General features: G+C 64.5%; 19 protein-coding genes and 1 tRNA gene. 13 read left to right on the top strand and 7 right to left on the bottom strand.

Annotated features, from left to right (window positions below; genetic code table 11):
* Window positions 1-7: 7 nt before the first annotated feature.
* A complete protein-coding gene (locus SLQ31_RS24230) occupies window positions 8-1,228 on the bottom strand; it encodes a L,D-transpeptidase (RefSeq protein ID WP_319436682.1) in 1,221 nt (406 codons plus the stop codon).
* 164 nt (window positions 1,229-1,392) lie between these two features.
* Between SLQ31_RS24230 and SLQ31_RS24235 the strand changes: the two genes are divergently transcribed.
* From SLQ31_RS24235 to SLQ31_RS24255, 5 genes are all read left to right on the top strand, one after another.
* A tRNA-Lys gene (locus SLQ31_RS24235) sits at window positions 1,393-1,465 on the top strand.
* Window positions 1,466-2,170: 705 nt separating this feature from the next.
* Window positions 2,171-2,776, top strand: coding sequence for a sugar transferase (locus tag SLQ31_RS24240; RefSeq protein WP_319436683.1), 606 nt, complete (start codon window positions 2,171-2,173; stop codon window positions 2,774-2,776).
* A gap of 200 nt (window positions 2,777-2,976) precedes the next feature.
* On the top strand, window positions 2,977-3,936 hold the full coding sequence (locus tag SLQ31_RS24245) for an NAD(P)-dependent oxidoreductase (RefSeq protein ID WP_319436684.1): 960 nt from the start codon (window positions 2,977-2,979) through the stop codon (window positions 3,934-3,936).
* An 8-nt stretch (window positions 3,937-3,944) separates the two neighbouring features.
* Window positions 3,945-4,571, top strand: a complete 627-nt coding sequence (locus SLQ31_RS24250) for a PIG-L deacetylase family protein (RefSeq protein WP_319436685.1) — start codon at window positions 3,945-3,947, stop codon at window positions 4,569-4,571.
* A gap of 13 nt (window positions 4,572-4,584) precedes the next feature.
* Window positions 4,585-5,790, top strand: coding sequence for a glycosyltransferase family 4 protein (locus SLQ31_RS24255; protein ID WP_319436686.1), 1,206 nt, complete (start codon window positions 4,585-4,587; stop codon window positions 5,788-5,790).
* Between the two features lie 51 nt (window positions 5,791-5,841).
* Here the strand turns inward: SLQ31_RS24255 and SLQ31_RS24260 are convergent, their stop codons facing one another.
* Complete coding sequence (locus tag SLQ31_RS24260) at window positions 5,842-6,576, bottom strand: FkbM family methyltransferase (RefSeq protein WP_319436687.1); 735 nt, start codon at window positions 6,574-6,576, stop codon at window positions 5,842-5,844.
* Between the two features lie 270 nt (window positions 6,577-6,846).
* Between SLQ31_RS24260 and SLQ31_RS24265 the strand changes: the two genes are divergently transcribed.
* The 5 genes from SLQ31_RS24265 (at window position 6,847) to SLQ31_RS24285 (ending at window position 14,090) form a co-directional block, all read left to right on the top strand.
* A complete protein-coding gene (locus tag SLQ31_RS24265; protein WP_319436688.1) occupies window positions 6,847-8,352 on the top strand; it encodes a cellulase family glycosylhydrolase in 1,506 nt (501 codons plus the stop codon).
* Window positions 8,353-8,449: 97 nt separating this feature from the next.
* Complete coding sequence (locus tag SLQ31_RS24270) at window positions 8,450-10,021, top strand: PQQ-dependent sugar dehydrogenase (protein ID WP_319436689.1); 1,572 nt, start codon at window positions 8,450-8,452, stop codon at window positions 10,019-10,021.
* A 21-nt stretch (window positions 10,022-10,042) separates the two neighbouring features.
* Entirely contained in the window at window positions 10,043-11,398 is a 1,356-nt protein-coding gene (locus SLQ31_RS24275) for an alpha/beta hydrolase fold domain-containing protein (protein ID WP_319436690.1), read from the top strand.
* Window positions 11,399-11,402: 4 nt separating this feature from the next.
* Window positions 11,403-12,776, top strand: coding sequence for an FAD-binding oxidoreductase (locus SLQ31_RS24280; RefSeq protein ID WP_319436691.1), 1,374 nt, complete (start codon window positions 11,403-11,405; stop codon window positions 12,774-12,776).
* A 114-nt stretch (window positions 12,777-12,890) separates the two neighbouring features.
* Window positions 12,891-14,090 carry a cytochrome P450 gene (locus SLQ31_RS24285; RefSeq protein WP_319436692.1) on the top strand — a complete coding sequence of 400 codons (1,200 nt, stop codon included), beginning with the start codon at window positions 12,891-12,893 and terminating at the stop codon, window positions 14,088-14,090.
* Window positions 14,091-14,517: 427 nt separating this feature from the next.
* Here the strand turns inward: SLQ31_RS24285 and SLQ31_RS24290 are convergent, their stop codons facing one another.
* Window positions 14,518-16,263 carry an MFS transporter gene (locus SLQ31_RS24290; RefSeq protein WP_319436693.1) on the bottom strand — a complete coding sequence of 582 codons (1,746 nt, stop codon included), beginning with the start codon at window positions 16,261-16,263 and terminating at the stop codon, window positions 14,518-14,520.
* Between the two features lie 125 nt (window positions 16,264-16,388).
* The gene (locus SLQ31_RS24295) at window positions 16,389-16,616 is read right to left on the bottom strand and encodes a DUF3618 domain-containing protein (protein ID WP_319436694.1); all 228 of its coding nucleotides are present in this window, start codon (window positions 16,614-16,616) and stop codon (window positions 16,389-16,391) included.
* 86 nt (window positions 16,617-16,702) lie between these two features.
* Here SLQ31_RS24295 and bcp point away from each other — a divergent pair, with 86 nt between their 5' ends.
* From bcp to SLQ31_RS24310, 3 genes are all read left to right on the top strand, one after another.
* Window positions 16,703-17,176 carry a thioredoxin-dependent thiol peroxidase gene (gene bcp, locus SLQ31_RS24300; protein ID WP_319436695.1) on the top strand — a complete coding sequence of 158 codons (474 nt, stop codon included), beginning with the start codon at window positions 16,703-16,705 and terminating at the stop codon, window positions 17,174-17,176.
* A 72-nt stretch (window positions 17,177-17,248) separates the two neighbouring features.
* Window positions 17,249-17,965: a hypothetical protein gene (locus SLQ31_RS24305; RefSeq protein ID WP_319436696.1), complete on the top strand. Its 717-nt coding sequence runs from the start codon at window positions 17,249-17,251 to the stop codon at window positions 17,963-17,965.
* 609 nt (window positions 17,966-18,574) lie between these two features.
* On the top strand, window positions 18,575-20,491 hold the full coding sequence (locus tag SLQ31_RS24310) for a LamG-like jellyroll fold domain-containing protein (protein WP_319436697.1): 1,917 nt from the start codon (window positions 18,575-18,577) through the stop codon (window positions 20,489-20,491).
* Window positions 20,492-20,498: 7 nt separating this feature from the next.
* Here the strand turns inward: SLQ31_RS24310 and SLQ31_RS24315 are convergent, their stop codons facing one another.
* The 3 genes from SLQ31_RS24315 to SLQ31_RS24325 all read right to left on the bottom strand — a co-directional run bounded on the left by SLQ31_RS24315 (window position 20,499) and on the right by SLQ31_RS24325 (window position 23,244).
* A complete protein-coding gene (locus tag SLQ31_RS24315) occupies window positions 20,499-21,353 on the bottom strand; it encodes a hypothetical protein (protein WP_319436698.1) in 855 nt (284 codons plus the stop codon).
* A 149-nt stretch (window positions 21,354-21,502) separates the two neighbouring features.
* Window positions 21,503-22,834 (bottom strand): dipeptidase, encoded by a 1,332-nt coding sequence (locus SLQ31_RS24320; RefSeq protein ID WP_319436699.1) that lies wholly within the window; start codon window positions 22,832-22,834, stop codon window positions 21,503-21,505.
* A gap of 17 nt (window positions 22,835-22,851) precedes the next feature.
* The gene (locus SLQ31_RS24325; RefSeq protein ID WP_319436700.1) at window positions 22,852-23,244 is read right to left on the bottom strand and encodes a holo-ACP synthase; all 393 of its coding nucleotides are present in this window, start codon (window positions 23,242-23,244) and stop codon (window positions 22,852-22,854) included.
* Window positions 23,245-23,257 lie beyond the last annotated feature (13 nt).

A 23,257-nucleotide genomic window follows, 5' to 3' on the forward strand; every position in this document is an offset into this window, starting at 1 on the left:
CGCGACTCTAGGCGTTGGCGTTGCCCGCTTTCCACTGCGGCCAGGGAATGTTCCAGTCGCCGAGGCCTTCCGTTCCCGGAAGCGTTGAGCCGACGGTGTTGTGGACCTCGACGATGTCGCCGCGCTTGGTGTTGTTGTAGAACCACTGCGCGTTGCTCGGGCTGGCGTTCAGGCAGCCGTGGCTGGTGTTGGAGTAGCCCTGCGCGCCGACCGACCACGGCGCGGAATGAACGTAGATACCGCTGTAGGACATCTGGGTGGCCCAGTCGACCTCGGTGCGATATCCGTTGGGCGAGTTGGACGGAACGCCGTATGTCGACGAATCCATGATCAGGTGGGAGAACCGGTCGCCGATGACGTAGACACCGTTGTTGGTCGGTGTGCTGTTCTTCCCCATCGAGACCGGGATGGTCCGCTCCACCACACCGTTGCGCCGGACGGTCAGCGTCTTGGTGTCGTCATCGGCGGTCGCGATCACCTCGTCGCCGATGGTGAAGTGCGACGTCAGATTCTGCTGACCGAACAGCCCGTCACCGAGATCGACACCGTAGGTGTTCACCGCCACGTCGACGGTGGTGCCCGGCTTCCAGTAGTTCTGCGGGCGCCAGCGCACCTCGCGGTTGTTGAGCCAGTAGAAGGCGCCCTCGACGGGCGGATTGGTGGTCACCTTCATCGCGCGCTCGGCAGCCAGCCGGTTGGGGATGTTCTCGTCGAAGCGCACCGCGATGGGCTGGCCGATACCGACAACCTCGCCGTCACCGGGCAGCAGGTACGGCATGGTCAGGTTCTCGGGCGACTGCGTCTCGAAGGTGATCTTCTCGGCCGTCACGCCGCCGAGGCCCAGCGACTGGGCGGTGAGCGTGTAGCTCTTGTTGTAGCCCAGCGTCTCGCTGGTCGCCCATGTCACGCCATCGGGGCTGAGCTTGCCCTCGACCTGATTGCCGGCGGCGTTGACCATCGTGACCGATCCGAGCACCCCGCTGGTGGCGGTGACCGTCACTGGGCGGTCGAGCGGCACGTCGACCGCACCGTCCTTGACCGACGCCGTGAGCTGGGGAATCAGCAGGTCGCCGTAGGGCGTCCCCTTATCGGCGATGACCTTGACGGGCGGGGGCCCCGCCGGTTCGCTGCCGCACGCGCTGGACCCGAGCAGCAAGGCCGGAACGATCGCGAGCGCGGCCAGCCAACGCCGCGACCGCGGACGGTGTGCCGAGCCGGCCTGCCTCATATCGCTCTCTGTCTCACTAGCTGTGCAAACGCTGGGGATGATTGGCAATATTCTAAGGGAACGCCGGCGATAGTGGCGACTACACAGGTCAGCGGCTCGGCGCTGGCCAGCAGCGGAATTTCATGTTCGGCAGCGGAGTTTGTTATTGTCGCTGACGCGGTTACGCGCCGTTAGCTCAGTTGGTAGAGCAGCTGACTCTTAATCAGCGGGTCCGGGGTTCGAAACCCTGACGGCGCACAGTAGGTAGAAGGGCCCCGGAGAACTCCGGGGCTCTTTGCCGTTCCTGGTTCAGCGCGGCACCGCTCGCCTGCTAGCCACTGCGACCGCTGAGGCGAAGGCCAGCGCGGTGAATATGCGGGGCGAATGACCCACCTGCGTCTTGGGGACAGCGGCTTCTTGGTCGCGCCGATCCGCGGATGGCGACGGCTGACAATTGCGTTCGCAGCCGACCAAACCCCTTGCCGCGCACTTCGTGTCGTGCAGCCACGAGCGCGACCTCGCAATCCCCGACATCTCGAACCTGCCGACAGCGCCGTCGTCGTTCGCGGCTGAGACGGCGACGGGGTCAGCGACGCAGTTGTGCTCGGATCTCCCGAGGACCGCGACCAGGACACTTACGCCGTTATTTCACAATCAGTTCCGGCCCCTGCGTTCAGGAGGTCCACTCTCGCGATGCCGCTGTCTTCGAAATGCGCAGGCAATTGCCAGAGATTTCCCAGGATCGGCCTGCGGCTTCCCCTAAACCGTGCTTTTCTATCACTCGAGACGGTTCACGTCTGGGTTGTCTGCCTAAGGGCGCAGGTTGCTGTGATGAGTGATTGTTCTTGTGCCGGGCGGGTTAGCGGTGCCGCAGCCGTTGCGCCGGAGTCGCGATCGCGGCGGGCGAGACACAGGCTCAGCCTGGCGTCAGCCATCGGACACGACGTCGGTTTCCAACGAAGGATGAAACGCGCAGTCGACGTGGTGGCCTCCGCCGTACTGTTGATGGTGACCCTCCCGCTAATGGTTCTGGCGTCGGCGGCCATCATTGCGATCGACGGCTGGCCCGTGATCTTCGTACAAGAACGCGACGGTCTCTGCGGCGACCCCTTCCGCCTCTTGAAGCTCAGGACGATGTACCGCGACGCCGATACACGGCTCGCCGCCCTGCTCGCAGACGATGACGCAGCCGCGACGGAGTGGAACCGATACCTCAGGCTGCGAGACGACCCTCGTGTCCTAGGACGCGTCGGACGGACATTGCGACGGTGGAGCATCGACGAGCTACCCCAACTCGTGAACGTCGCACGAGGTGACATGAGCCTCGTCGGCCCACGACCAATGCCGACCGACCTGCTGCATCATCTGCCACCGTCGTTCCTCAACGTGCGCCGCGCTGTGAAGCCCGGAATCTCAGGCTTGTGGCAGGTCCAGGGACGCAGCGCCAACGACTTGGTCGGACTCCAACAGCTCGACGTACGGTACGTGCAAAAACACTCGCTCCGACTCGACCTTTATATCCTCGCCCGAACACCATGGGCGGTCCTCGCCCGCAGGGGGGCGATGTAAATGAGTACGGTCGTTGCGGGCCGCAAACGAGCCCCAACCGGGGCGTTCGCATTGCGTACGATCTGTCGACCAGTCATACGCGTGGGATCACAGGGGCAAGGTGGTCGACCGACGAGACGCCTTGGGGGGCCTGCACTCTCGTTCCGTGCGGTGCATCATTCGCCGAGCAACGCATATCCGACCAACCGGAGGACAGAGATGTGAGCGAACTGGCCGCACCTGTCGCGGTGGTGATCGGTAGCAGCGGCTTCCTCGGACGCGCACTCGTCGACGAGCTCTGCTCCCGTGGACGCTCGGTCGTCGCGTGCGACCGTAAGAGACCCGACCACGGCGAGCACGACAACGTGCGACCGGTGATCATCGACATCACCGATCGTGCTTCGCTCGACGCTGTGGTCGACGGTGCCGATGAGGTGTACCACCTCGCCGGCCAACTCGGCACCTCAGAACTCGACGACCAGCTCCACCAGTCGATTACCACCAATATCATCGGCTCCCTCAACGTGTTCGAGGCAGCGATCGCGCAGCATGTCCCGCGGGTCTTCTTCGCCTCGAAGGTCCACATCTGGCTAAACGCGTACACCATCACCAAACATGCGGCCGAGCAGATCGGACGGCTTCTGAGCCAGCAACACCCGACGCGGATCTGTTCGCTGCGTTACCTCAATCTGTTCGGACCGGCACAGAAGCTCTACCCGGTGCGAAAGGTGCTGCCGACGTTCGCAATCCAGGCCATGCGAGGACTGCCGATCCAGGTATTCGGTGACGGCGAGCAGCTGATCGACATGCTCTATGTCGGCGATGCAGCGCGGATTACCGTTGACTTTCTCGATGTCGGGTTCGTTGACCACGCCGTCGACTGTGGCTCGGGCGTCGCCATGAGCGTCAACGAGCTGGCCGAACGGACCAATGCGTACTTCGGCAACATGGCTGGTATCCAACATGTTCCAATGCGCAAGGGCGAGGTGCGCACGACGCGCCAGGCCGTCGCTGAACCCCACACCCTCGAGAAACTGCTCGGCCCGACCCAACTGACCGACTGGGACGTCGCGTTCGGCACCACGTTGGCGTGGTACGGCGCGCTCGACAGTCACACGGTCGACGCTGCGCTGTCGTTCCATGGTCTCGCCCACCCGTTCGACGGCACGTGGTCGCCTTAACCGGCCGCGTGCTCTGCGTTGTAGGGCATCCCGACGACGAGGTCCTGGGCTGCGGCGCCACGTTGGCAAAGGCCGTCGACCTTGGCGCGGACGTGCGCATCCTGCTCCCGGTCCACCGGACCGATCCGCGAGGTCGCGAGCACTGGGACGAGATCGTCGGTCAATTCCATGATGCTGCAGCCATCCTCGGTGTCGAAGCACACGTGTCACCGAACACGCTTTCCGAAGAGCAGGCCGAGACCGACCTGAAACGGCTCCACGAGCTTGTCGCCGAACAGGTCGCCTGGTCGGATGTCGTCATCACGCACTGGCCCGGCGACGTCCACCAGGTCCACCAGCAGGTCTCGCGTGCGGTGGAGATCGCTACGCGTCCGTTCCGACTCCGACGTACGGTGCTGCTCATGGAGGTGCGCACCTCGACAGATCAGGCGTTCGCCAGTGCGTTCAACCCCGGATTGTTCGTCGACATCGACGAGTCCCAAGCTCGCCGCAAGCTCGATGCGATGGCGGTCTATCGGACCGAGCAGGATCCCGGACGACGGCCCGAAGACCTCGAACGGCACCTTCGTGAGCGCGGCGTGCAGAGCGGCACCACGTACGCCGAGGCGTTCGTGGTGGCCAGGGCTTTCCTATGATCGCCGCCATTCCATGAGAATCCTGCTCCACGATCATGCCGGCCACGCCTTCCCTGCTGGCCTCGGCCGGGAGCTCGCCCGACGGGGCCACCGCGTGAACCACGTGCACTGCGCCACTTTCGACTCGGCGAAGGGCGGTCTCATAGCGCGTGCCGACGACCCCCCGTCACTGACGTTCGGAGTGCTCTCGCACCGGCGAACGTTCGCGAAGTATCGATGGTTGATGCGCGCCGCGCAGGAGGTCGAGTACGGGCTGCGCGCGAGCCGACTGATCAGGCACTGGCAACCCGACGTGATCATCTCGTGCAATACGCCGCTCCTGTCGCAGGCGATGATGAGCTGGTATGCCCGGCATGCCCGGGTGCCGAGCGTCGCTTGGGTGCAGGACCTCTACAGCGCTGCCGCGGCCGACGTTGTCACCTCGCTCGCGGGACCCGCCGCGAGCGCGCTTACGTGGTCGCTGCAACGGATCGAGGCACGGACCCTACGCGCCAGCGAGCAAGTCGTGTCGATCTCCAGCTCGCTCGTGCCGCAATTGCTCAAGTGGGGAGTGCGCGATGAGCGCGTCACCGTGATTCCCAATTGGGCCCATACAGACGAAATCCCGGTACTCGCACGGCCGACTGGCTGGGAGCGCCGCCATGATCTCGAGGGGCGCTTCGTGTTTGCGTACAGCGGCATCCTTGGGCTGAAGCACAACCCAACGGTGTTACTCGAGCTCGCGATCCGCTTCGCCGGGCGCGCCGAACTGGTCGTCGTCGCCGCCGACGGCCCGGGGAAGAGCTGGCTCAGGAATCAGGCGGCTGCCAGGCACGTGCGCAACATCCACCTTCTCGGCCTCGAACCGCATCAGGTCCACCCGGAAGTGCTCGGCACCGCCGACGTGCTCATCGCCCTGCTCACCGATCAATCCGGCCGATATTCGGTGCCGTCAAAGGTCCTGAGCTATCTGTGTGCAGGCCGTCCGATAATTGGCGTGATGCCGATCGACAACGACGCCGCGGAGATGATCTGCCGCAGCCGCGCCGGCCACGTAGTCCCCCCAGATGACCATCGGCGCGTGCTCAAGGTCGCCGAACAATTGTATGACGATGCGGGAGCACGGGTCCGGATGGGCACCGCCGCGCGCACCTTCGCGCTGACTGAATTCGACGTCGTACGACGCGCCGACGAATTCGAATCCATCCTCCACCGCGCGGTGGCCGAGCGAAACCGGTGACCGTCGATACCGCTCTCCCTAAATGGTGAGGAGTCGCCGGTACCAAGCTATTCACGCGACGAAGAACACTGCGTCCGCTTGTAGCAACTGGCCAGATCCGGGATCGGCGAAAGCAGGCTCCAGACCCATGAGCGTCATTCCGAGACCCTCAGCACGGTCTATCCCCTCGCGGTAAGTCATCGCGCCACCGTAAAGCGGTACCAGCGACAACTCCAACTGAAGTCCTACGATAACCCTCTCGGCCAGTAACTCTGCAGCGCCATCCAACACCGCCCCCTCGTATCCCTGCACGTCAACTTTCAGGAACACACGGCTGCCCGAGCCGGGGCCTACGCCGAGTTGCGGCAAGATACTGTCCAGGCGTTGTTGAATAACTGTCTCGGTCCCGATGTAACGCGAATCGGGGGCCGCGTTGGTATGGCTCGGCAACATCGGCAATACAGAGCTTGACTGCCCATCATTGGCAGCAACGTTGATCGTTACCTCACCGTCGGTATCGCCGATAGCTGATCGCACGGCATCCCAGGTGTCGTCGACCTTGGCCTTATCGCTGAGCCGCCTAAACGGTTCTTGCAGCGGCTCAAATGAAATGATCCGACCAGCGTAGCCAAGAGCCCGGATTCCAGTCGCAAATCCCCCATCGTGGGCACCCACATCAACGACGCAATTGATGTGTCTATCAGTGATCAATTTCGCTGTTCGCACCTCTGGCACGTGCAGTGGATACCGAACGATGTCAATACCAAAGTGGTTGACAAAAAGCCGCAATTTGTGTTTGAGACTCACGTGACGTCAGACATCTCTATTGCTACTTTCCGAACGATAGGCGACCTGTCCGACTAACCGACGGTGGATCCGACTTTGGCATAGTTTAGTGGCCAGTCACCACAAAGAGCCCCGGTTCACCTCGGGCCGCTTCTCGACCACTGATCGTCCGATCAGCGAAGCCCCGCGGCACCAGATACCGCGCGCAACTTCGCGATTGGACGGCCCAGCTAACCATGAGCACGTTAAGGTGCCACTAATCCATCCATAGTCGGACGGCCGGGGGGCTTGATGAAGCGTCGGACTCTAGCTGCGGCATTGACCGCGGCACTGGTGTGCACTGCCACCACGGGCAGCTATTACGTCGCGCCGCCGGCCACGCCGCGTGGCCACGTCGTCTCCATCCCGCTCGTCCTCACCGGCGCGGTCAATGAGGCGCCGACAACGCTCGGCGTCGCGGACTCGACGCTCTACACCCTGTCCGAAGCCGATATCGATGTCACCCTCGATCACCTGAAAGATATGGGCGTCAACGATATTCGGATCGCGGTGCCGTGGGTGTACATCCAGCAGGCGGATAACACGAACTACAACTGGTCGAAGATGGACTACGTCGTGCACGCGGCCAGCGAGCGCGGCATCAGCCTCGTCGGGGTCATCAGCGGGACGCCGACCTGGGCCGGCTTCCCGCTCAACGGGCATTCCGATCCCGCTGACTATGCGCGCTTCGCCGCCGCGGTGGCCGCCCGCTACAACGACACCAGCACCATCGGTGCGATCGACGACTACGAAATCTGGAACGAGCCCAACGGTGCACTGTTCTACAACCCGGTGAGCGCAGCGTCGTACACAAAGATGCTGCAGGCCGCGTATCCGGCGATCAAGGCGAACAACCCCAACGCCGTGGTGATTGCGGGCGTGCTGGGGGCGGTCAGAACGATTTCCGGTCTGTCGGTAGCACCGCAGAGCTTCCTCAAGCAGATGTACGACGCAGGCGCGGAGGGCTATTTCGACGCCCTGTCCTACCACCCCTACCACTACACGCTGCCGTTCTCGCTCGGCACGGGCGTCGCCAACTCCCCGCTGGAACAGGTGAAAGCCCTCCGGGCGCTGATGGATGCCAACGGTGACGCCGACCTCAAGATCTGGGCCACCGAATACGGCCTGCCCACCAATTACCCGATCACGCAAAAGCAGCAGGCCGCCTTCATTCACGACTTCGTCGTGTCCTGGCAGACCGTCGAGGGCGCCGGGCCGATGTTCATCTACAGCACGCGGGACTCGAGTACCGGTGGCTTCGACGACGAGCAGAACTTCGGGCTGTTCACGACGAACTGGACGCCGAAGCAAGCCGTCGCGACCGTCGAGGAATTGATTCAGGAACTCGCGAGCGGGCACCTGCAACCGTTCGATGTCACCCCGTACGCCAACAAGGTCGACTTTCTGGGTGCGGCGGTGATCGTCATCCGCCAGTTCATCAACCTGGTGCTGATCGTGCCGAGAGCGATCTATCAGCTCGCGACGTCCGCGGTCACCGCGATCACTCACGCCATCGGCTCGGCGCTGGGCATCACGCGGCCGGCCACAGCGGCGGCGGCACCGGTGGCGGCGAAAATTGCTGCCACACAGCCGGACCGCACGACCGTCGCGCAAAAGGCGCCGAGAGCCAAACTTTCCGTGCCGCGCACCACATCCAAAAAGACCACAACAGCCAAGGCGGGCGCCTCGCGGTCGGCGTCCGCCCAGCCCAAGGTTCGTCACAGCGGCAGGCCTGCGCCACGTCCGTCGGCCCACTGAGGCTTCGAGGAACTTCACAGAAAACCCCCGCGCCGCCACGCCAGCGTGACAGAATATGCAAAGGCGTCAGTTAGCCGACAACCCCCGGGGGGCACCCATGGTGCACGCCAAATATGTTGCGCGCATTGCCATTATCGCCACCGCGCTGATCTTCGGCTGGGCCGTGTTGACCTCACCCGCGGTAGCGCTGGCCGACACCACATCGGGATCCGCGACAGCGGGATCGCACGGACCGCGAAACGCGAAGGCCGCGCCGAAGCCCCAGTCCCAGTCCCAGTCCCAGTCCCAGCAAGCCGCGCGCAAGGCGCCGGTGACAGTCAAGAGCGTGCGGCCGACAACCGCCCAGGCCAAGCCGGTCTCGCGGGCGACATCGGTGAACTCGGTCGTCTCCACCGTGACCGCCTGTGCGTGCAATCTCCTCAAGACCGTGGCGACCTATACCGCGCTCTTCGTCGCGGAGGCCCGCCCACCGATCATCCCGCAACCCGCACCCGACCCGTTCGGAGCATGGGTAGCGCTGGCCTGGGTGCGTAAGCAAGCCGAAGACACCGTCGCACGGATCGCGGCACAACCCGTGGTCAAGCAGGTAGTGCAGGCGGTCACGCGCTTCGCCGAACGGACCTACGACGCGATCATGGCCTGCGGTACGGCTCCGCCCACCGAGCCGCCCCCGTTCGACCGCACCCCGATCGCTACCGGCCTGTCCAGTCCCACGGATTTCGTCGTCCTGCCCGACGGCCGGATTCTCATCACGCAGAAGGCCGGCGCCATCCGGATCTACGAGAACGGCGCGCTGAACCCCGACCCCATTCTGGTCCTGCCGACGCGCACCGAAGGCGAACGCGGGTTACTCGGGATCGAGGTCGATCCCCATTTCGCCGACAACGGCTACATCTACGTCGCCTACACCACGACCGATGCGCACTACCAGCTGTCCCGACTGACCGTCACCGATGAGGGCATCGACCCCGACTCGGAGTTCTCGCTCTTCCACTCACCCGAAGTTTCCAACACCAACCATCAGGGCGGCGACCTCCAATTCGGGCCCGACGGCATGCTCTACTGGGGAGTCGGCGACAACACCGTCGGCGCCAACGCCCAGGACCTGTCGAACATCCGCGGCAAGATCCTGCGCCTGAACCCAACGGATGGGTCTGCAGCGCAAGGCAATCCGTTCGTCAACACCCCGAACGCGGAGCCGCGGATCTGGGCGTACGGCCTGCGCAATCCGTTCCGGTTAGCCTTCGATTCCGACGACCGCCTGCTGGCCGGCGACGTCGGCAACAACGCCGTCGAAGAACTGGACCTCATCACCAAGGGCGGCAACTACGGGTGGCCCGGCGCCGAAGGTGTGTGCGCCAGTTGCACATCCATCAACCCGATCTACACCTACGACCACTCCGCCGGGAGCGCGGCCATCACCTCAGTGCTGTTCTACACCGGCAACGCGTTCGGTCCTGGCTACCACAACACGGTGTTCATCGCTGACTACATCCGGGGCTTTATCAAGGTCCTGAGCTTCAATTCCAACTACTCAACGCTCCTGGGCGCGGTGACTTTCGACGGCACAGCGGGGAGCACCGTCAAGCTAGCGGAGGGCCCCAACGGCTCCATCTATCAGTTAACGATCTTCCCCGGTGAGCTGTCCGTTTTGACCCCCGCCGACTAGTGCAGCTGTTATACCGAGGCTATGGGCGCTGGGGGGCACATCGGCAGGGTTGGTGGATTAGCTGTCGCGCTGGGCATCGGGGCGGCGGTATGGACCGGGATAGGCGCCCCGGCAGCCGTCGCCGACAGTTCCGGGACACCGGGCAGCGCCTCATCGGACAGCGCCAAGACCCCCTCGGCCGGCCGCGCCTCGAACAAGCGGGTGAAAGCCTCCCAGACGCTGGCCGGCACGAGCAAGCGGCCCGCCCGGGTGAAGGTCCCCGACCCTGGCCCGGCCTCCCCCGCAGCTCCGATCGCACTGTCGCAGGTCGTCACCGCTGCAGCGACCACCCGCCGCCTGGCCCCGCGCCCCACGGCTGCCCCGGCGACGTCGTCCGAACCGGTTGCCACCGAATCGGTTTCGGCCGCGCCTGCCCCGAATTCGGTGACCTACACCGCGCCGTCGTCACTGAGTGACCGGCTCACATTGGCGACTTTGCGCCTAATGCGCGTCGTCTCCAACGTCCTCGGCACCGACATCTACGGTCTGGTCGGCAAGGCGCTGGCCAGCGCCAACCCGCCGTCGTTCCTCCTCGGCGGATTGACGGCCACCAAGACCACCTACACCACCGCCGAAGGGGCGGAGTGGAAGGTGTGGGAGTTCACCCCGCCCGATCCCAGCGGCAAGGCAGTGGTCGCCATTCACGGCGGCGGGTTCATCCTGCAGCCGCTCCTGTTGCACTGGATCGACTACACCAACATGGCGCGCGACACCGGCGCCACCGTGATCGTGCCGATGTACCCACTGGCCACCACCGAGGCTGGCGCCGCCGTCCACACCATCCCGGCGATGGCGGATTTCATCTCCGCGCAGATCGACACCTTCGGGCCGGAGAACGTCAGCATCTATGCCGATTCGGCCGGCCCCAACATCGCGATAGGCGCCGTTCGGCTGTTACTGAAGGCGGGCAAGCCCGTCCCGGCCAGCATGGTGCTGCTGTCGTTTGCACCCGACCCCACCCTGTCCAACCCGGACATCAAGAAGACCAACGACCCGATCATCGACGTCAACAACATCGCGTTCTACACCAACACCAACCATTGGGGTGACGGTGTCGAGAAGACTGATCCCCTGATCAATGCCATGAACTTCGAAGATGCAGTGCTGCAGGAGCTTCCGCCGACCACCCTCTACGTCGGATCGACGGAGTTCCTGCTGCCCGACACTCTGCTCTTCCAGAAGAAGGTCGTCGATGCCGGCGGCACGATGTCGGTGGTCATCGGCAGCGGGCAGATCCACGACTGGGCCCTCGGGGTGCCGGTCAACTCCCAGGCGATGGTGGTGCGGCGCGACATCTATCGCCAACTCGGGCTGATCCCCGCCGCGACTACTGTCTGACCATATGACCGATCTGGCGGCACGCTTCGGCGACATCGTTGGCCCCACGCACCTGCTGACCGGCGACGCCATCTCCGAGGACTATGGGCACGACGAGGCGCTGACGATTCCGCCTCAGCAGCCCGCCTATCTCGCCAAGCCGGCGACGGCCGACGAGGTCGCCGCACTGTTGACGGCCGCGACCGAATTCCATGTGCCGGTGACCGCGCGCGGGTCGGGCTGCGGCCTGTCCGGCGCGGCGCAACCGGTCGCCGACGGCCTGCTGATCTCGTTCGAGCGGATGAACGCCGTGCTGGAGGTCGATACCGAAAACCACGTCGCGGTGGTCCAGCCCGGCGTGACGCTGACCGAGCTGGACACCCAGACCGCAAGGGTGGGACTGAGTTACACGGTGTATCCCGGTGAGCTGTCGTCCAGCGTCGGCGGCAACGTCGGGACCAACGCCGGGGGTATGCGTGCGGTGAAGTACGGCGTCACCCGCCACAACGTGCTCGGCCTGCAAGCCGTGCTGCCCACCGGCGAGATCATCCGAACCGGCGGCAAGATGTCGAAGATCTCCACCGGTTACGACCTCACCCAGCTGATCATCGGCTCGGAGGGCACGCTGGCGCTGGTCACCGAGGTGACCGTCAAGCTGGTCCCGCGGTTGGCGCACAGCGCCACCGTGCTGGCCCCATTCGGCGACTTCGACCAGGTGATGGCTGCCGTCCCGAAGCTCATCTCGAGCGGACTGAACCCGACCATCGTCGAATACATCGACAACGTGGTGATGGCGGCGATCGTCAACGCCGAGAATCTGGAACTGGGGATCCCCGAGGAGATTCGGGAAACCTGTGCGGCCTACCTCGTCGTCGCTCTGGAGAATACCCACGCTGATCGCCTCGACGACGACGCCGCGGCCCTTGGCGAGCTGCTCACCGAGTGGGGTGCATTGGATGCGTATGTGCTACAGGGAAACTCGGCACGCAGGCTGATCGTGGCGCGGGAGAATGTGTTCTGGACCGCCAAGGCGATCGGCGCCGACGACATCATCGACGTGGTGGTGCCCAGGGCGTCGATGCCGGAGTTTCTGCGCCGGGCCCGTGACATCGCCCTGGCCGAGGGCGTCGGCATGAGCGGATGCGGGCACGCCGGTGACGGCAACGTGCACGGTGTGCTGTTCTGCAAGGACCCGCAGATCCGCAAGAAAATACTGACTGAGATCTTCGCGATGGGGATGTCGCTGGGCGGGGCGATCTCGGGCGAGCATGGCGTCGGGCGGGCCAAGGCGGACTACTTCTGCGAGCTGGAGGACCCTGCGAAGCTGGCGTTGATGCGGCGGATCAAGGAGAGCTTCGACCCGGCCGGCATCCTCAATCCCGGCGTGGTCTTCGTCTAGCCGCGACCCGCCGCCGCATCCCTTGACCGGCCCTCGCCAGGGCTGCTAAACATGGCACCACCCGGAAGTTTGAGCGATCGCTCAGCAGCCAGCGGGGCCGATGTGGGGATGGACATGACGACTGCGAACGACACCGTCTACTACGACCCCTACGACGTCGACATTGTCGTCAACCCGTACCCGGTCTATGCCCGTCTCCGCGACGAGGCTCCGATCTATCACAACGAGCGCTACGACTTCTGGACGCTGGCCCGCCACTCCGACGTCGAAGCGGCGTTGTCGAATTGGGAGACGTTCTCCAACAGCCGCAGCGACATCCTGGAGCTGATCAAGTCCGACTTCGACATGCCCGACGGCGTGATGATGTTCGAGGATCCGCCCGCGCACACACAGCTGCGTGGGCTGATGTCGCGGGTGTTCACCCCGCGCCGGATGGCTGAGATCGAAGACCAGATCCGCCGGTACTGCATCGGCTGCCTGGATCCCCTGATCGGCTCGGACGGTTTCGACATCATCGCCGAGCTGGCGTCGATGATGCCGATGCGCGTCATCGGCATGCTGCTGGGAATCCCGGAGTCCGAACAGATTTCGGTGCGGGACGCCAATGACGCCAACCTGCGCACCAAGCCCGGCGCACCGATGAAGGTCGCGGACCCCGACCGCATCGCTGACGGCCGCATCTACGCCGACTATGTCGAATGGCGGTCGAACAATCCCTCCGATGATCTGATGACAGCGCTGCTCAATGTCGAGTTCACCGACGACCAGGGCGTCACCCGCAGGCTCACCCGCAAGGAAGTGCTGCACTACACCCAGGTGGTCGCCGGCGCGGGAAACGAGACGACGGGCCGGCTGATCGGTTGGCTGGCCAAGGTGCTGGCCGAGCATCCCGACCAGCGCCGCGAGGTGCTGGCCGACCGCTCGCTGCTGAACCGCACGATCGACGAGACGTTGCGCTTCGAACCGACCGGGCCGCATGTCGGTCGCTACGTGCTGAAGGACTTCGAGTGCTACGGCACGACGGTGCCCGCCGGCAGCGCCATGCTGCTGCTGTTCGGCGCCGCCAACCGCGATCCGCGCCGCTATGAGAACCCCGACTCCTTCGACATCCACCGCGACACGATCAGCCACGTGACCTTCGGCAAGGGAGTGCACTACTGCCTAGGGGCGAACCTGGCCCGGCTGGAAGGGCGGGTCGCCCTGGACGAGCTGCTCAACCGCTTCCCGGAATGGGACATCGACTACACAGGAGCCAAGCTCGCCCCGACATCGACCGTGCGGGGCTGGGAGCGGTTGCCGATCGTGCTCCCCTGACCGGCATGTGACGTTGCCCGAGGTCACGGGCGCACACCACGCCGGGGGTTGTGAGATGCGTCGCTGTGAATATCCTGAGCGGCCCGTTAAGACAGCTGACTGACCAGGGGATATACGCGTCAACAGATAACCGGCAGGCGCTTCCGAGCTCAAGATCACCGCATTGTGCTGCAACGATGGCGCGAACGGTGTTATAGTCGCCGTTAGCTGAATTGACCATCAGCCGCCCACGGACCTCAGGTCCGGTGACGACGTAAGGACTTAGCCGCATGGTGCCGGAGAACCTAGTTCCACGCCCCGCAGGCGAAGTAGCTCCGCAGGTCTCCGCACCCGTGACCCCGATGCAGATTCATAGCTGCAGCCGGATCGGCCTGGTCGCTAATCCCCCCGGGTTCCGGCGTTCGCTCGGCGACTGGCTGCGCCGCCGCTAATCGCGCTCGGCGATGCGACCGGGATTCACCCATGACGCGGCCGCCCCGATCACCATCATCACCGCAGCTGCGATGAACACCACCGTGAGGCCGGCGTGGAACGGCCCGGAGATCAGGTGCGGGAAGAATTCCTTACCTGTCAGCACCGTCGCATTGACTCCGGGCTGCTGCAAGGTGCCGCCCGCGAGTTCACCGATCGGGTTGTAGCCCAGGAACGCCGCGAACAAGCTCCCCACCGGCGGTAGCTCCGCGATGCGGTGCGCGTCGGCCACCGACACGCCCTGCTGTTGAAGCCCGGTGCTCAACGTGGCCGGGAGGGTCTTGGCCAGCCCGGCGATCATCAGCGAGAAGAAGATGCCGATCGACAGGGACATGCCGGCGTTGGTGAACGTCGCCCGGATACCGGAGGCGGCGCCCCGCTCGGCCGCAGGCACGCTGGACATGATCGCCGCGGTGTTCGGCGAGGTGAAGATCCCGCCGCCCAAGCCGTTGAGGAAGATCAGCACCGCGAAGACCCAGAAGCTGAAGTCCACCGGAATGACCATCAGCGCAAGGAAAGTCAGCGCCATCAGCAACATTCCACCGATGGCGAATGGTCGTGAGCCGAACCGGTCGGACAGCGTTCCCGACAGCGGACCGGCGAGCAGGAAGCCGAACGTCATGGGCAGCAGATAGATGCCCGACCACAAGGGGGTCGATTCAAAGCTGTAGCCGTGCAACGGCAACCAGATGCCCTGCAACCAGATGATGAGCATGAACTGCAAGCCGCCGCGCCCCACGGCGGCCATCAGCCCGGCGAGATTGCCGAGCGCGAACGGTTTCGACTTGAACAGCCGGATGTCGAGCATCGGTGCGCGCACCCGACGTTCGACCAGACACAACACGACCAACAGCAGGACGCCCAGCCCGATCGCGCCGAGCACCAACGGATTGGTCCAGCCGGTGGGGTGTCCGCCGTAGGGCTGGATGCCATAGGTGATCGCGGCCAGCAGCACGGTGAATCCGACCGCGAACAGGACCGTGCCCGACCAGTCCAACCGGGCCGGCGTCCGAACCCCGACCTCGACCAAAGACCGGAAGCTCCAGATCGTTCCGACCAGGCCGAGTGGTACACCGACCCAGAAGACCGCGCGCCAATCCCATTGCGACAGCAGTCCTCCGATCAGCAGACCCAGGAATTGCCCGGCGATCGCGGCCACCTGGTTGACACCGAGGGCCATGCCCCGCTGGCGGCTGGGAAAGGCGTCGGTGAGGATCGCCGCCGAACACGCCATCAGCATGGCGCCACCGACGCCCTGCACCACCCGCCAGCCGATCAACCAGATGGCTCCGCCGGTCAGCTGAAAGGGATCGAATGACAAGGCGATGGCCGCGACGGTGAACACGACGAAGCCCAGCGTGTAGATGCGTACCCGGCCGAAGATGTCGCCCAGCCTGCCCAGTGGCACGACCAGCACCGCGGTCGCCACCAGGTAGCCCATCAGCATCCACAGCAGGTATCCGACGTTTCCCGGTGCCAGCGGGTTGAGACCGATGCCGCGGAAGATCGCCGGCAGTGAGATCAGGACGATCGAAGAGTTGATCGAGGCCAGCAGCGCGCCCAGCGTGGTGTTGGACAGCGCCACCCACTTGTATCTGGGGTGGTCATGGTCCATCCGCTGGCGGCGCCGCGCGGTTGCGGCGACTGCCTCTTGGGCGCTTTCCACGACCGGTGCGTCGGTGTTCGCGATATCGGTGGTCATCTCTATCCGCATCTCTTGGTGTCGAGATGAGGGATAACCAAAACATTCATTAACTATGTAAATGAATGGCTGTGCGTTACCTGAGTGGGCGTGGAACTCCCGGAGGTGAGAAGAGCGGGGGCTGCCTAGCCGTTACGGATTCGGCGGATCACCAGCACGACGGTCACCACACTGACCCCGGCCAGCGCCGCAGCCACGGGGGGCTTCTTCACAAAGCGCAGCACCGCGGCCTTGACGTCGTCGGCGATGCGCTGTGGATTGGCCCGCACGGCCAACGAGTCCACCGTCGTCGCCAGCCGGTCACGAGCCTGGTCGATCTCGGCCTTGATGACCTCGGGGTCCCGGTCAGCCACTTCCGTCCTCCAAATTGCCGTCCTGCCGAACTACCCTAGATCAACCCGGGCCAACCCTGATGCACCGGTAGATGAAGGGACCATCAGTGACGGACACAGCACGCCTCGAAGTCGGCGACAAAGCACCGGCATTCAGCCTGCCGGACGCCGAGGGCAAGACCGTGAAGCTGTCCGACTTCAAGGGTCGCAAGGTGATCGTCTACTTCTACCCGGCCGCGATGACCCCGGGCTGCACCAAGCAGGCCTGCGACTTCCGCGACAGCCTGGCCGAGCTGAACGGGGCGGGCATCGACGTCATCGGCATCTCCCCCGACAAGCCGGAGAAACTGGCCAAGTTCACCGACCGCGACCAGCTGACGTTCCCGCTGTTGTCCGACCCCGACAAAAAGGTGCTCATCGAATGGGGCGCCTACGGCGAGAAGAAGCTGTACGGCAAGACCGTGCAGGGCGTCATCCGTTCGACGTTCGTGGTCGACGAGAAGGGCAAGATCGAGGTCGCCCAGTACAACGTGAAGGCCACCGGCCACGTCGCCAAGCTGCGGCGCGACCTTTCCATCTGAACCGCGCAACCAGGCAAGCCGATACGACATACTCGACTGACTCTTGGGGACTTGTCGTCGGCAGGGGAAGACATGGTTGCAGTTGGTCACCAGAGGTCGCTGGCGGCGACCGCGGCGGCGGTCCTGACAATTGTGACCGTCTCCTGCTCTTCGTCCGCCAACCACTCTGCGGCGCAGGGCAGCGAAAGCCCGCCACAGCGAACAGATTTCACACAGGTGACGGAGTCGATGTTCGTCGACGCATCGGCTATCCCGGATGGTCCCGCACTGAATTTCTCGGGAGCGGCCCTGAACTCCGACGGGCACAACCCGTATGACGACCCGGTCGATCCGCCGGAGTGCGCGCCGATATTCTCGGGACCTGCCCACGGCCAAAAGGGGGCCGCTCTTTGGTCGAAGTGGCCGACCGACGGCTCGGATCTGCCAGTCGAGACCGTTACGGTGCTCATTGCGGTGCCGACGGGACAGCCAGACCTTCGAGGTCTGCGCGATCTGCTCGGTAAATGCAAGACCTCGCACCTCGGTGGACTCACGTCGACCGCGTCGCCGCCCCTGCAACACCCCGGGTTACCCGAGTCGGCCGTCGCCTGGAGTTATGACGCAACGGGAGTCGCCCCCATTATTGGCGGAGAAGTCCACTTCACAGGCCTCGAAATCTTCGGCCTCAGCCGGGGCCTCTACGTCGAGGTATCGACCACTCATACGAATGGCGTCAAGGTTTCACCGGCTGACACAGACACTCTGGTGAACCTCTTCAACGATCAGGTGAGGAAGTTGGAAGCGGCCTAGGACCCAGGTTCGCCAGCCGCAGCGCTCGGCGGTCGCGATGTCTCGGTTGAGGAGACTCAACCGACCTTGATCAACTGCACATTCACGACCTGCGGACCCTTCACCATCGTGCCGGCGAGAGTGTCACTGGCAAATGAGATGGTGATCCCGGACGTAGTGATACCGGTCCATGCATTGCCTTGCCGCTGAGCATCTGTCGACCACCCCGAGGTGATCAAGCGCGTGCAGTCGGGGCCACATGGCGATGCGAACGCACCGTCTTTAGCGCCGTTTTCGACGACGCCTCCCCCGTCTGTCACCAAGATCGAATACATCCCGTCGAGCCCCTCGGCTGACGCCGGAACAGCCAAACCGACCGCAGCGGCTATAAACACGCCGCCTATCACTAGTCCTTGAGTAATCGTCCTCACTGCGTTCCCCCGTCATCGTTGATCCCCCAATTACTGAAACCGTAGGAGCTGCACGTGCGATTGCGATACGGGGAAATCCCTTGCTCTCGCGCCACCGGCCACGTCGCCACGCTGCGGCGGGACACCTCTGCTTGCGTGATAACTTGCGCCGATGCCGATGAATCGTCGTGAGGTGATCAGCGGAGCTGGTCTAGCAGGGGTGGCGGCACTAGTCGGGGGCGGCATCGGCGTCGGCGTCGACCGGCTGTTCATCGGTCAGACCGACGCCCGCCCTGGAGATTCCGCGGCAACCCCCCGAGCGGGGAAGTCGAACCCCGGCGCCCTCGACAAGTGGCGCGATATCAGTAGTGGCTGGACGATCCCCGACGAGGCGTATGCCGACCAGCCCTACATCGTGAAGGCTGATGACCACGCGTGGCTGTGCGTCCTGACCACGTCACGTGGCGATGAGGGCGCGACCAGTCAGCATGTCGTAGTGACACGGAGTACCGATTTCGGCCGCACGTGGTCGCCGTTGATCGCGATCGAACCGTCGGGGCCGCCGGAGTCCTCGTACGCCACGCTGCTGAAGACGCCCTACGGTCGTATTTACGCGTTCTACAACTACAACAAGGACAACGTGCGCGAGGTCAAGACCATCGACGGCACCATGGAAAAACGAGTCGATACGCTCGGGGCTTTCGTATTCAAATACAGCGACGACAACGGCATGTCGTGGTCCCAGGCACGGTACGAAATTCCCGTCCGGGAGACAGATATCGACCGCCGAAACGTCTATGGCGGCAAGGTGCGCTTCTTTTGGCAGGTAGGGCGGCCGCTCATCGACCGAGGCGCCGCTTACGTCACGCTGCATAAGGTCGGCAACTTCGGGCCGCCCGAATTCATCGCAGAATCGGAAGGGAATTTCCTACGCAGCGACAATATTCTCACCGAGCGCGACCCGGCGAAGATCCACTGGGACACCTTGCCGGACGGCGACATCGGACTGCGCTCGCCCGTGGGCGCCATCGCCGAAGAGCAGAGCATCGTGGCACTTTCCGACGGCAGCCTCTTCACTGTCTACCGCACCGCAACCGACTACCCGGTGCAGGCTTACTCCCGCGACCAAGGCCACACCTGGACCCAGCCGGAGTTCATGACTTACGGCCCCGGTGCGCGGAAGGTAAAGAACACGCGGGCAGCGAACTTCGTGTGGAAAGCCGGCAACGGGCGCTACCTGTACTGGTTCCACAATCACGGTGGCAATACCGTTCAGAGCCAACGCAATCCGGCCTGGCTGGCGGCCGGCCGCGAGGTCGATACCCCGGCAGGCAAGGCGATCGCATGGTCGGAGCCGGACATCCTTCTCTATGACCAAGACATGGCCGTACGCATGAGTTACCCGGACTTCGTCGAAGACGAAGGGCGCTATTTCTTTACCGAGACCCAAAAGAGCATCGCCCGCGTCCACGAGGTGCCTGCGGAGTTTCTCGACATGCTCTGGAACCAACACACCGCTCGGACTGTCACGCGGCAGGGGCTGATCGTCGACAGCGGGGACGAAATCGTGCGCGAGGTACGGCGGCTGCCGGTCTCGCTCCTCCCGGATCTCGGTAGCGGGACGAAGGACAAGGAAAACAAGGGCTTCACCTTCGATTTCGCCCTGAACCTCGAATCGTTCGACCCTGGGCAGATTCTTGTGGACAACCGCGACGACAACGGAAACGGCTTCGCCGTCGCCACGACCGACCGTGGCACTCTGCAGCTTTCGATGCGCGGCGCCATCGGGCCGTGGTGGGAAGGTCCATCCCGGGTGGTGCGTGACTTCGGCCTCGCCGAGGTCTCATGGGACTGCGACCCCGGTGCTCTGCAACCCGGCGTCTGGCAACACGTCGGGATCATCGTGGACGGCGGGCCCAAGATCATCACCTTCGTCGTGAACGGAATCGTCAACGACGGCGGCGACCGGCGTCAGTTCGGGTGGGCGCGATTCCCCCACGAGCTGCGCACGATCGACGCATCCCCCGCATTCGCGCTCGCCCCGCGAATGCGCGGCGAACTGCGGCAGTTCCGCATGTACGACCGAGCACTCCGAACCAGCGAGGTTGTCGGCAACTGGCGGGCCGGCACCGCTTAGGCGGGTATTAGTCCGACTTCTTGTGTTGCCTGGCCCCCGACGCCACACCGGACTTCTTGCCGCTGCTCGCGGCGGCCTTGGGCATCGCCTTCTTGCTCGGGCCGAGCGATGCGGCCGAAGCGGGGAACACCGGAAGCGCATTGCCGACCTTGACGTTGATGCCCGGACCCACCTGGCTGGTGGTTTCGCCGGGGGCACGCCCGATCGCGATCGCGATGGCGAACGGGCCCGGGCCTGCGATCACGTCGCCGCCATTGAAGGCGTCGAACGCCATATTGAAGAAACTGGTCGGGGTACCGCCTGCCTTGACGGCGTTGTTGAAGCCCCACCCGTTGAACGCGTAATTCCCGAAGCCCACCGCTTCGACGCTGGAGCCCGGCGCGCTGAACATCGCGCCGTTGGTGATCACGTTGCCGACGCCGTTGGCCAGCGTCATTCCGATATCGGCGGTGGTCGAACCGAACGGGTTGGAGATGGCTTGGGCGATGTTGCCCATGCCTTTCGTGATCGTCGTCCCGTTGGTGCCCCATTGGCTGGCGAATCCGAACAGATCCCCGGCCTGTGCCGTCACGTTGTCGCCCCACGCCCAAGCGAAGGTGAAGGCCCCGCTTGTGGTCGCAGTAGCCACACCCGTATTCGCGGTCCCGATCAAGGGAATGCGGCCGAGGGCGAACGCGACACCGAACAGCCCACCTGCCGTCGCGGTCGCGTTGGGTCCGACCGCGATCGCGATGCTGGCCGGACCGCTCTGGCAGTTCGCGGTGTTGCCCAATCCGAAAAAGGATGCGCAATCGGCGGTAGCCGTCGGCGCCGCGCCGATGGCGGCTGCCGCCATCGCACCGGAAACGGCGACGCTCAGCAACACTCCAGTTTTGGATTTAAATCTATTTACCATGGTCGATCCCCCGTTCATGTTCGTGCAGTTAATAGTCGTGACGCTAGCGACATAAGTGCACTTCTAACGAGGTATCGCCAAGATATTTACGTAGACCTCAATTTCACGGGCGCGATCTATCCGACGCCCAACTTGCCCAGCAGCAGCGCCTCGGTGGTGGCGGCACGCTCCAGCACGCCGAGATGCAGGCTCTCGTTGACGCTGTGCGCCTGGGTGCCAGGGTCTTCCACTCCGGTGACCAGGATGGTGGCGTCGGGGAACGCGGCGGCGAACTCGGCGATGAACGGGATCGAGCCGCCCATCCCCATGTCGACGACGTCGGTGCCCCAGGCCTGCCGGAACGCGGCGCGCGCAGCGTCGTAAACCGGTCCAATGGGTTCGATTGCGTAGGGCTGACCGATGTCGCCCGGGATGACCTTGACGTGCGCACCCCACGGCGCGTTCCGCTCGAGGTGCCTGCGCAGCGCGTGCAGATGAGCCGCCGCGTCACCGCCGGGTGCCACCCGCATGCTGACCTTGGCGCTGGCGCGCGGGATGAGTGTGTTCGACGCCTTGGCGATCGGCGTGGTGTCGATGCCGATGACGGTGATCGCGGGCTTGGCCCACATGCGTTGGGCCACAGTGCCCGAGCCGATCTCGTGCACCCCGTCGAGCAATCCCGACTCGGCGCGCACCCACTGAGGGCCGCGGTCGACCTCCGCGGCACTCGTCTCGTACAGGCCCTCCACCGCGACGTTGCCATCGTCATCGTGCAGGCTGGCCAGCAGACGCACCAGGACCTTGAGGGCATCGGGCACGACACCGCCCCACAGCCCGGAATGCAGGCCGTGGCCCAAGGTGGCGACCTCCACCACGCAGTCAACCAGCCCGCGCAACGACACCGTCAGCGCCGGGATTTCGGAGGTCCAGTTGTCCGAATCCGCGATCACGATGACATCGGCGGCCAGCTTGTCCTTGTGGACCTCCAGCAGCCGGCCCAGCGATGGCGAACCGGACTCCTCCTCGCCTTCGACGAACACCGTCACCCCAACCGGCGGGTTGCCGTCGTGCGCGCGGAATGCTGCCAAATGTGTTGCGATACCGGCTTTGTCGTCCGCGCTGCCGCGACCGTAGAGCCGGCCGTCCCGCTCGGTGGGCTCGAAGGGATCCGAATCCCATTGCGCCGGTTCGCCTTCCGGCTGAACATCGTGATGGGCGTACAGCAGCACCGTCGGTGCGCCGGGCGGGGCGGGGTGGTGCGCGATCACCGCGGGTGCGCCGCCCTCGGCCACGATCTCGACCTGATGGAAGCCGGCCTGGCTCAGCAGGTCCGCGACCGCACGAGCGCTGCGGTGCACCTCATCGCGACGGGCCGGGTCGGCCCACACCGACTGGATACGCACCAGATCCTCGAGGTCGGCGCGAACTGAGGGAAGCACGGCCTGCACGCGTGCGACGAGATCGCTCATGGCGTCGACGTTAGCGGCTAGAGAGTCTCCAGGATGGCGACCGCCGCGGCGGTGTCACCATCGTGGGTCAGCGACACGTGAATGGTCACCTCGGCCAGATGCTTAGCGATTTCACCGGTCAGGCGCACCTTGGGCCGGCCCCACATGTCGGTGATCACCTCGATGTCGCGGTGGATACCCTCCGGCAGGACCGGACGCTGCGCGAACCGCGAACCCGACCAGGCCTTGATGACGGCTTCCTTGGCGGCCCACCGCGCGGCCAGGTGCCGCGCCGCCACCGAGCTCTTGTCGGCGGCGTCGCGGCGCTCACCTGGAGTGAAGGTCTCGGCGAACACCGTTCCCGGCTGGTCCACCTGCTCGGCGAAGTGGGGAATCGAGACCACATCGATCCCCACCCCGACTATCGCCACGCGAGCACCCTAG

Origin of the sequence: Mycobacterium sp. RTGN5 (assembly GCF_033804465.1) — a bacterium.
In the GTDB taxonomy this organism is placed as follows: domain Bacteria; phylum Actinomycetota; class Actinomycetes; order Mycobacteriales; family Mycobacteriaceae; genus Mycobacterium.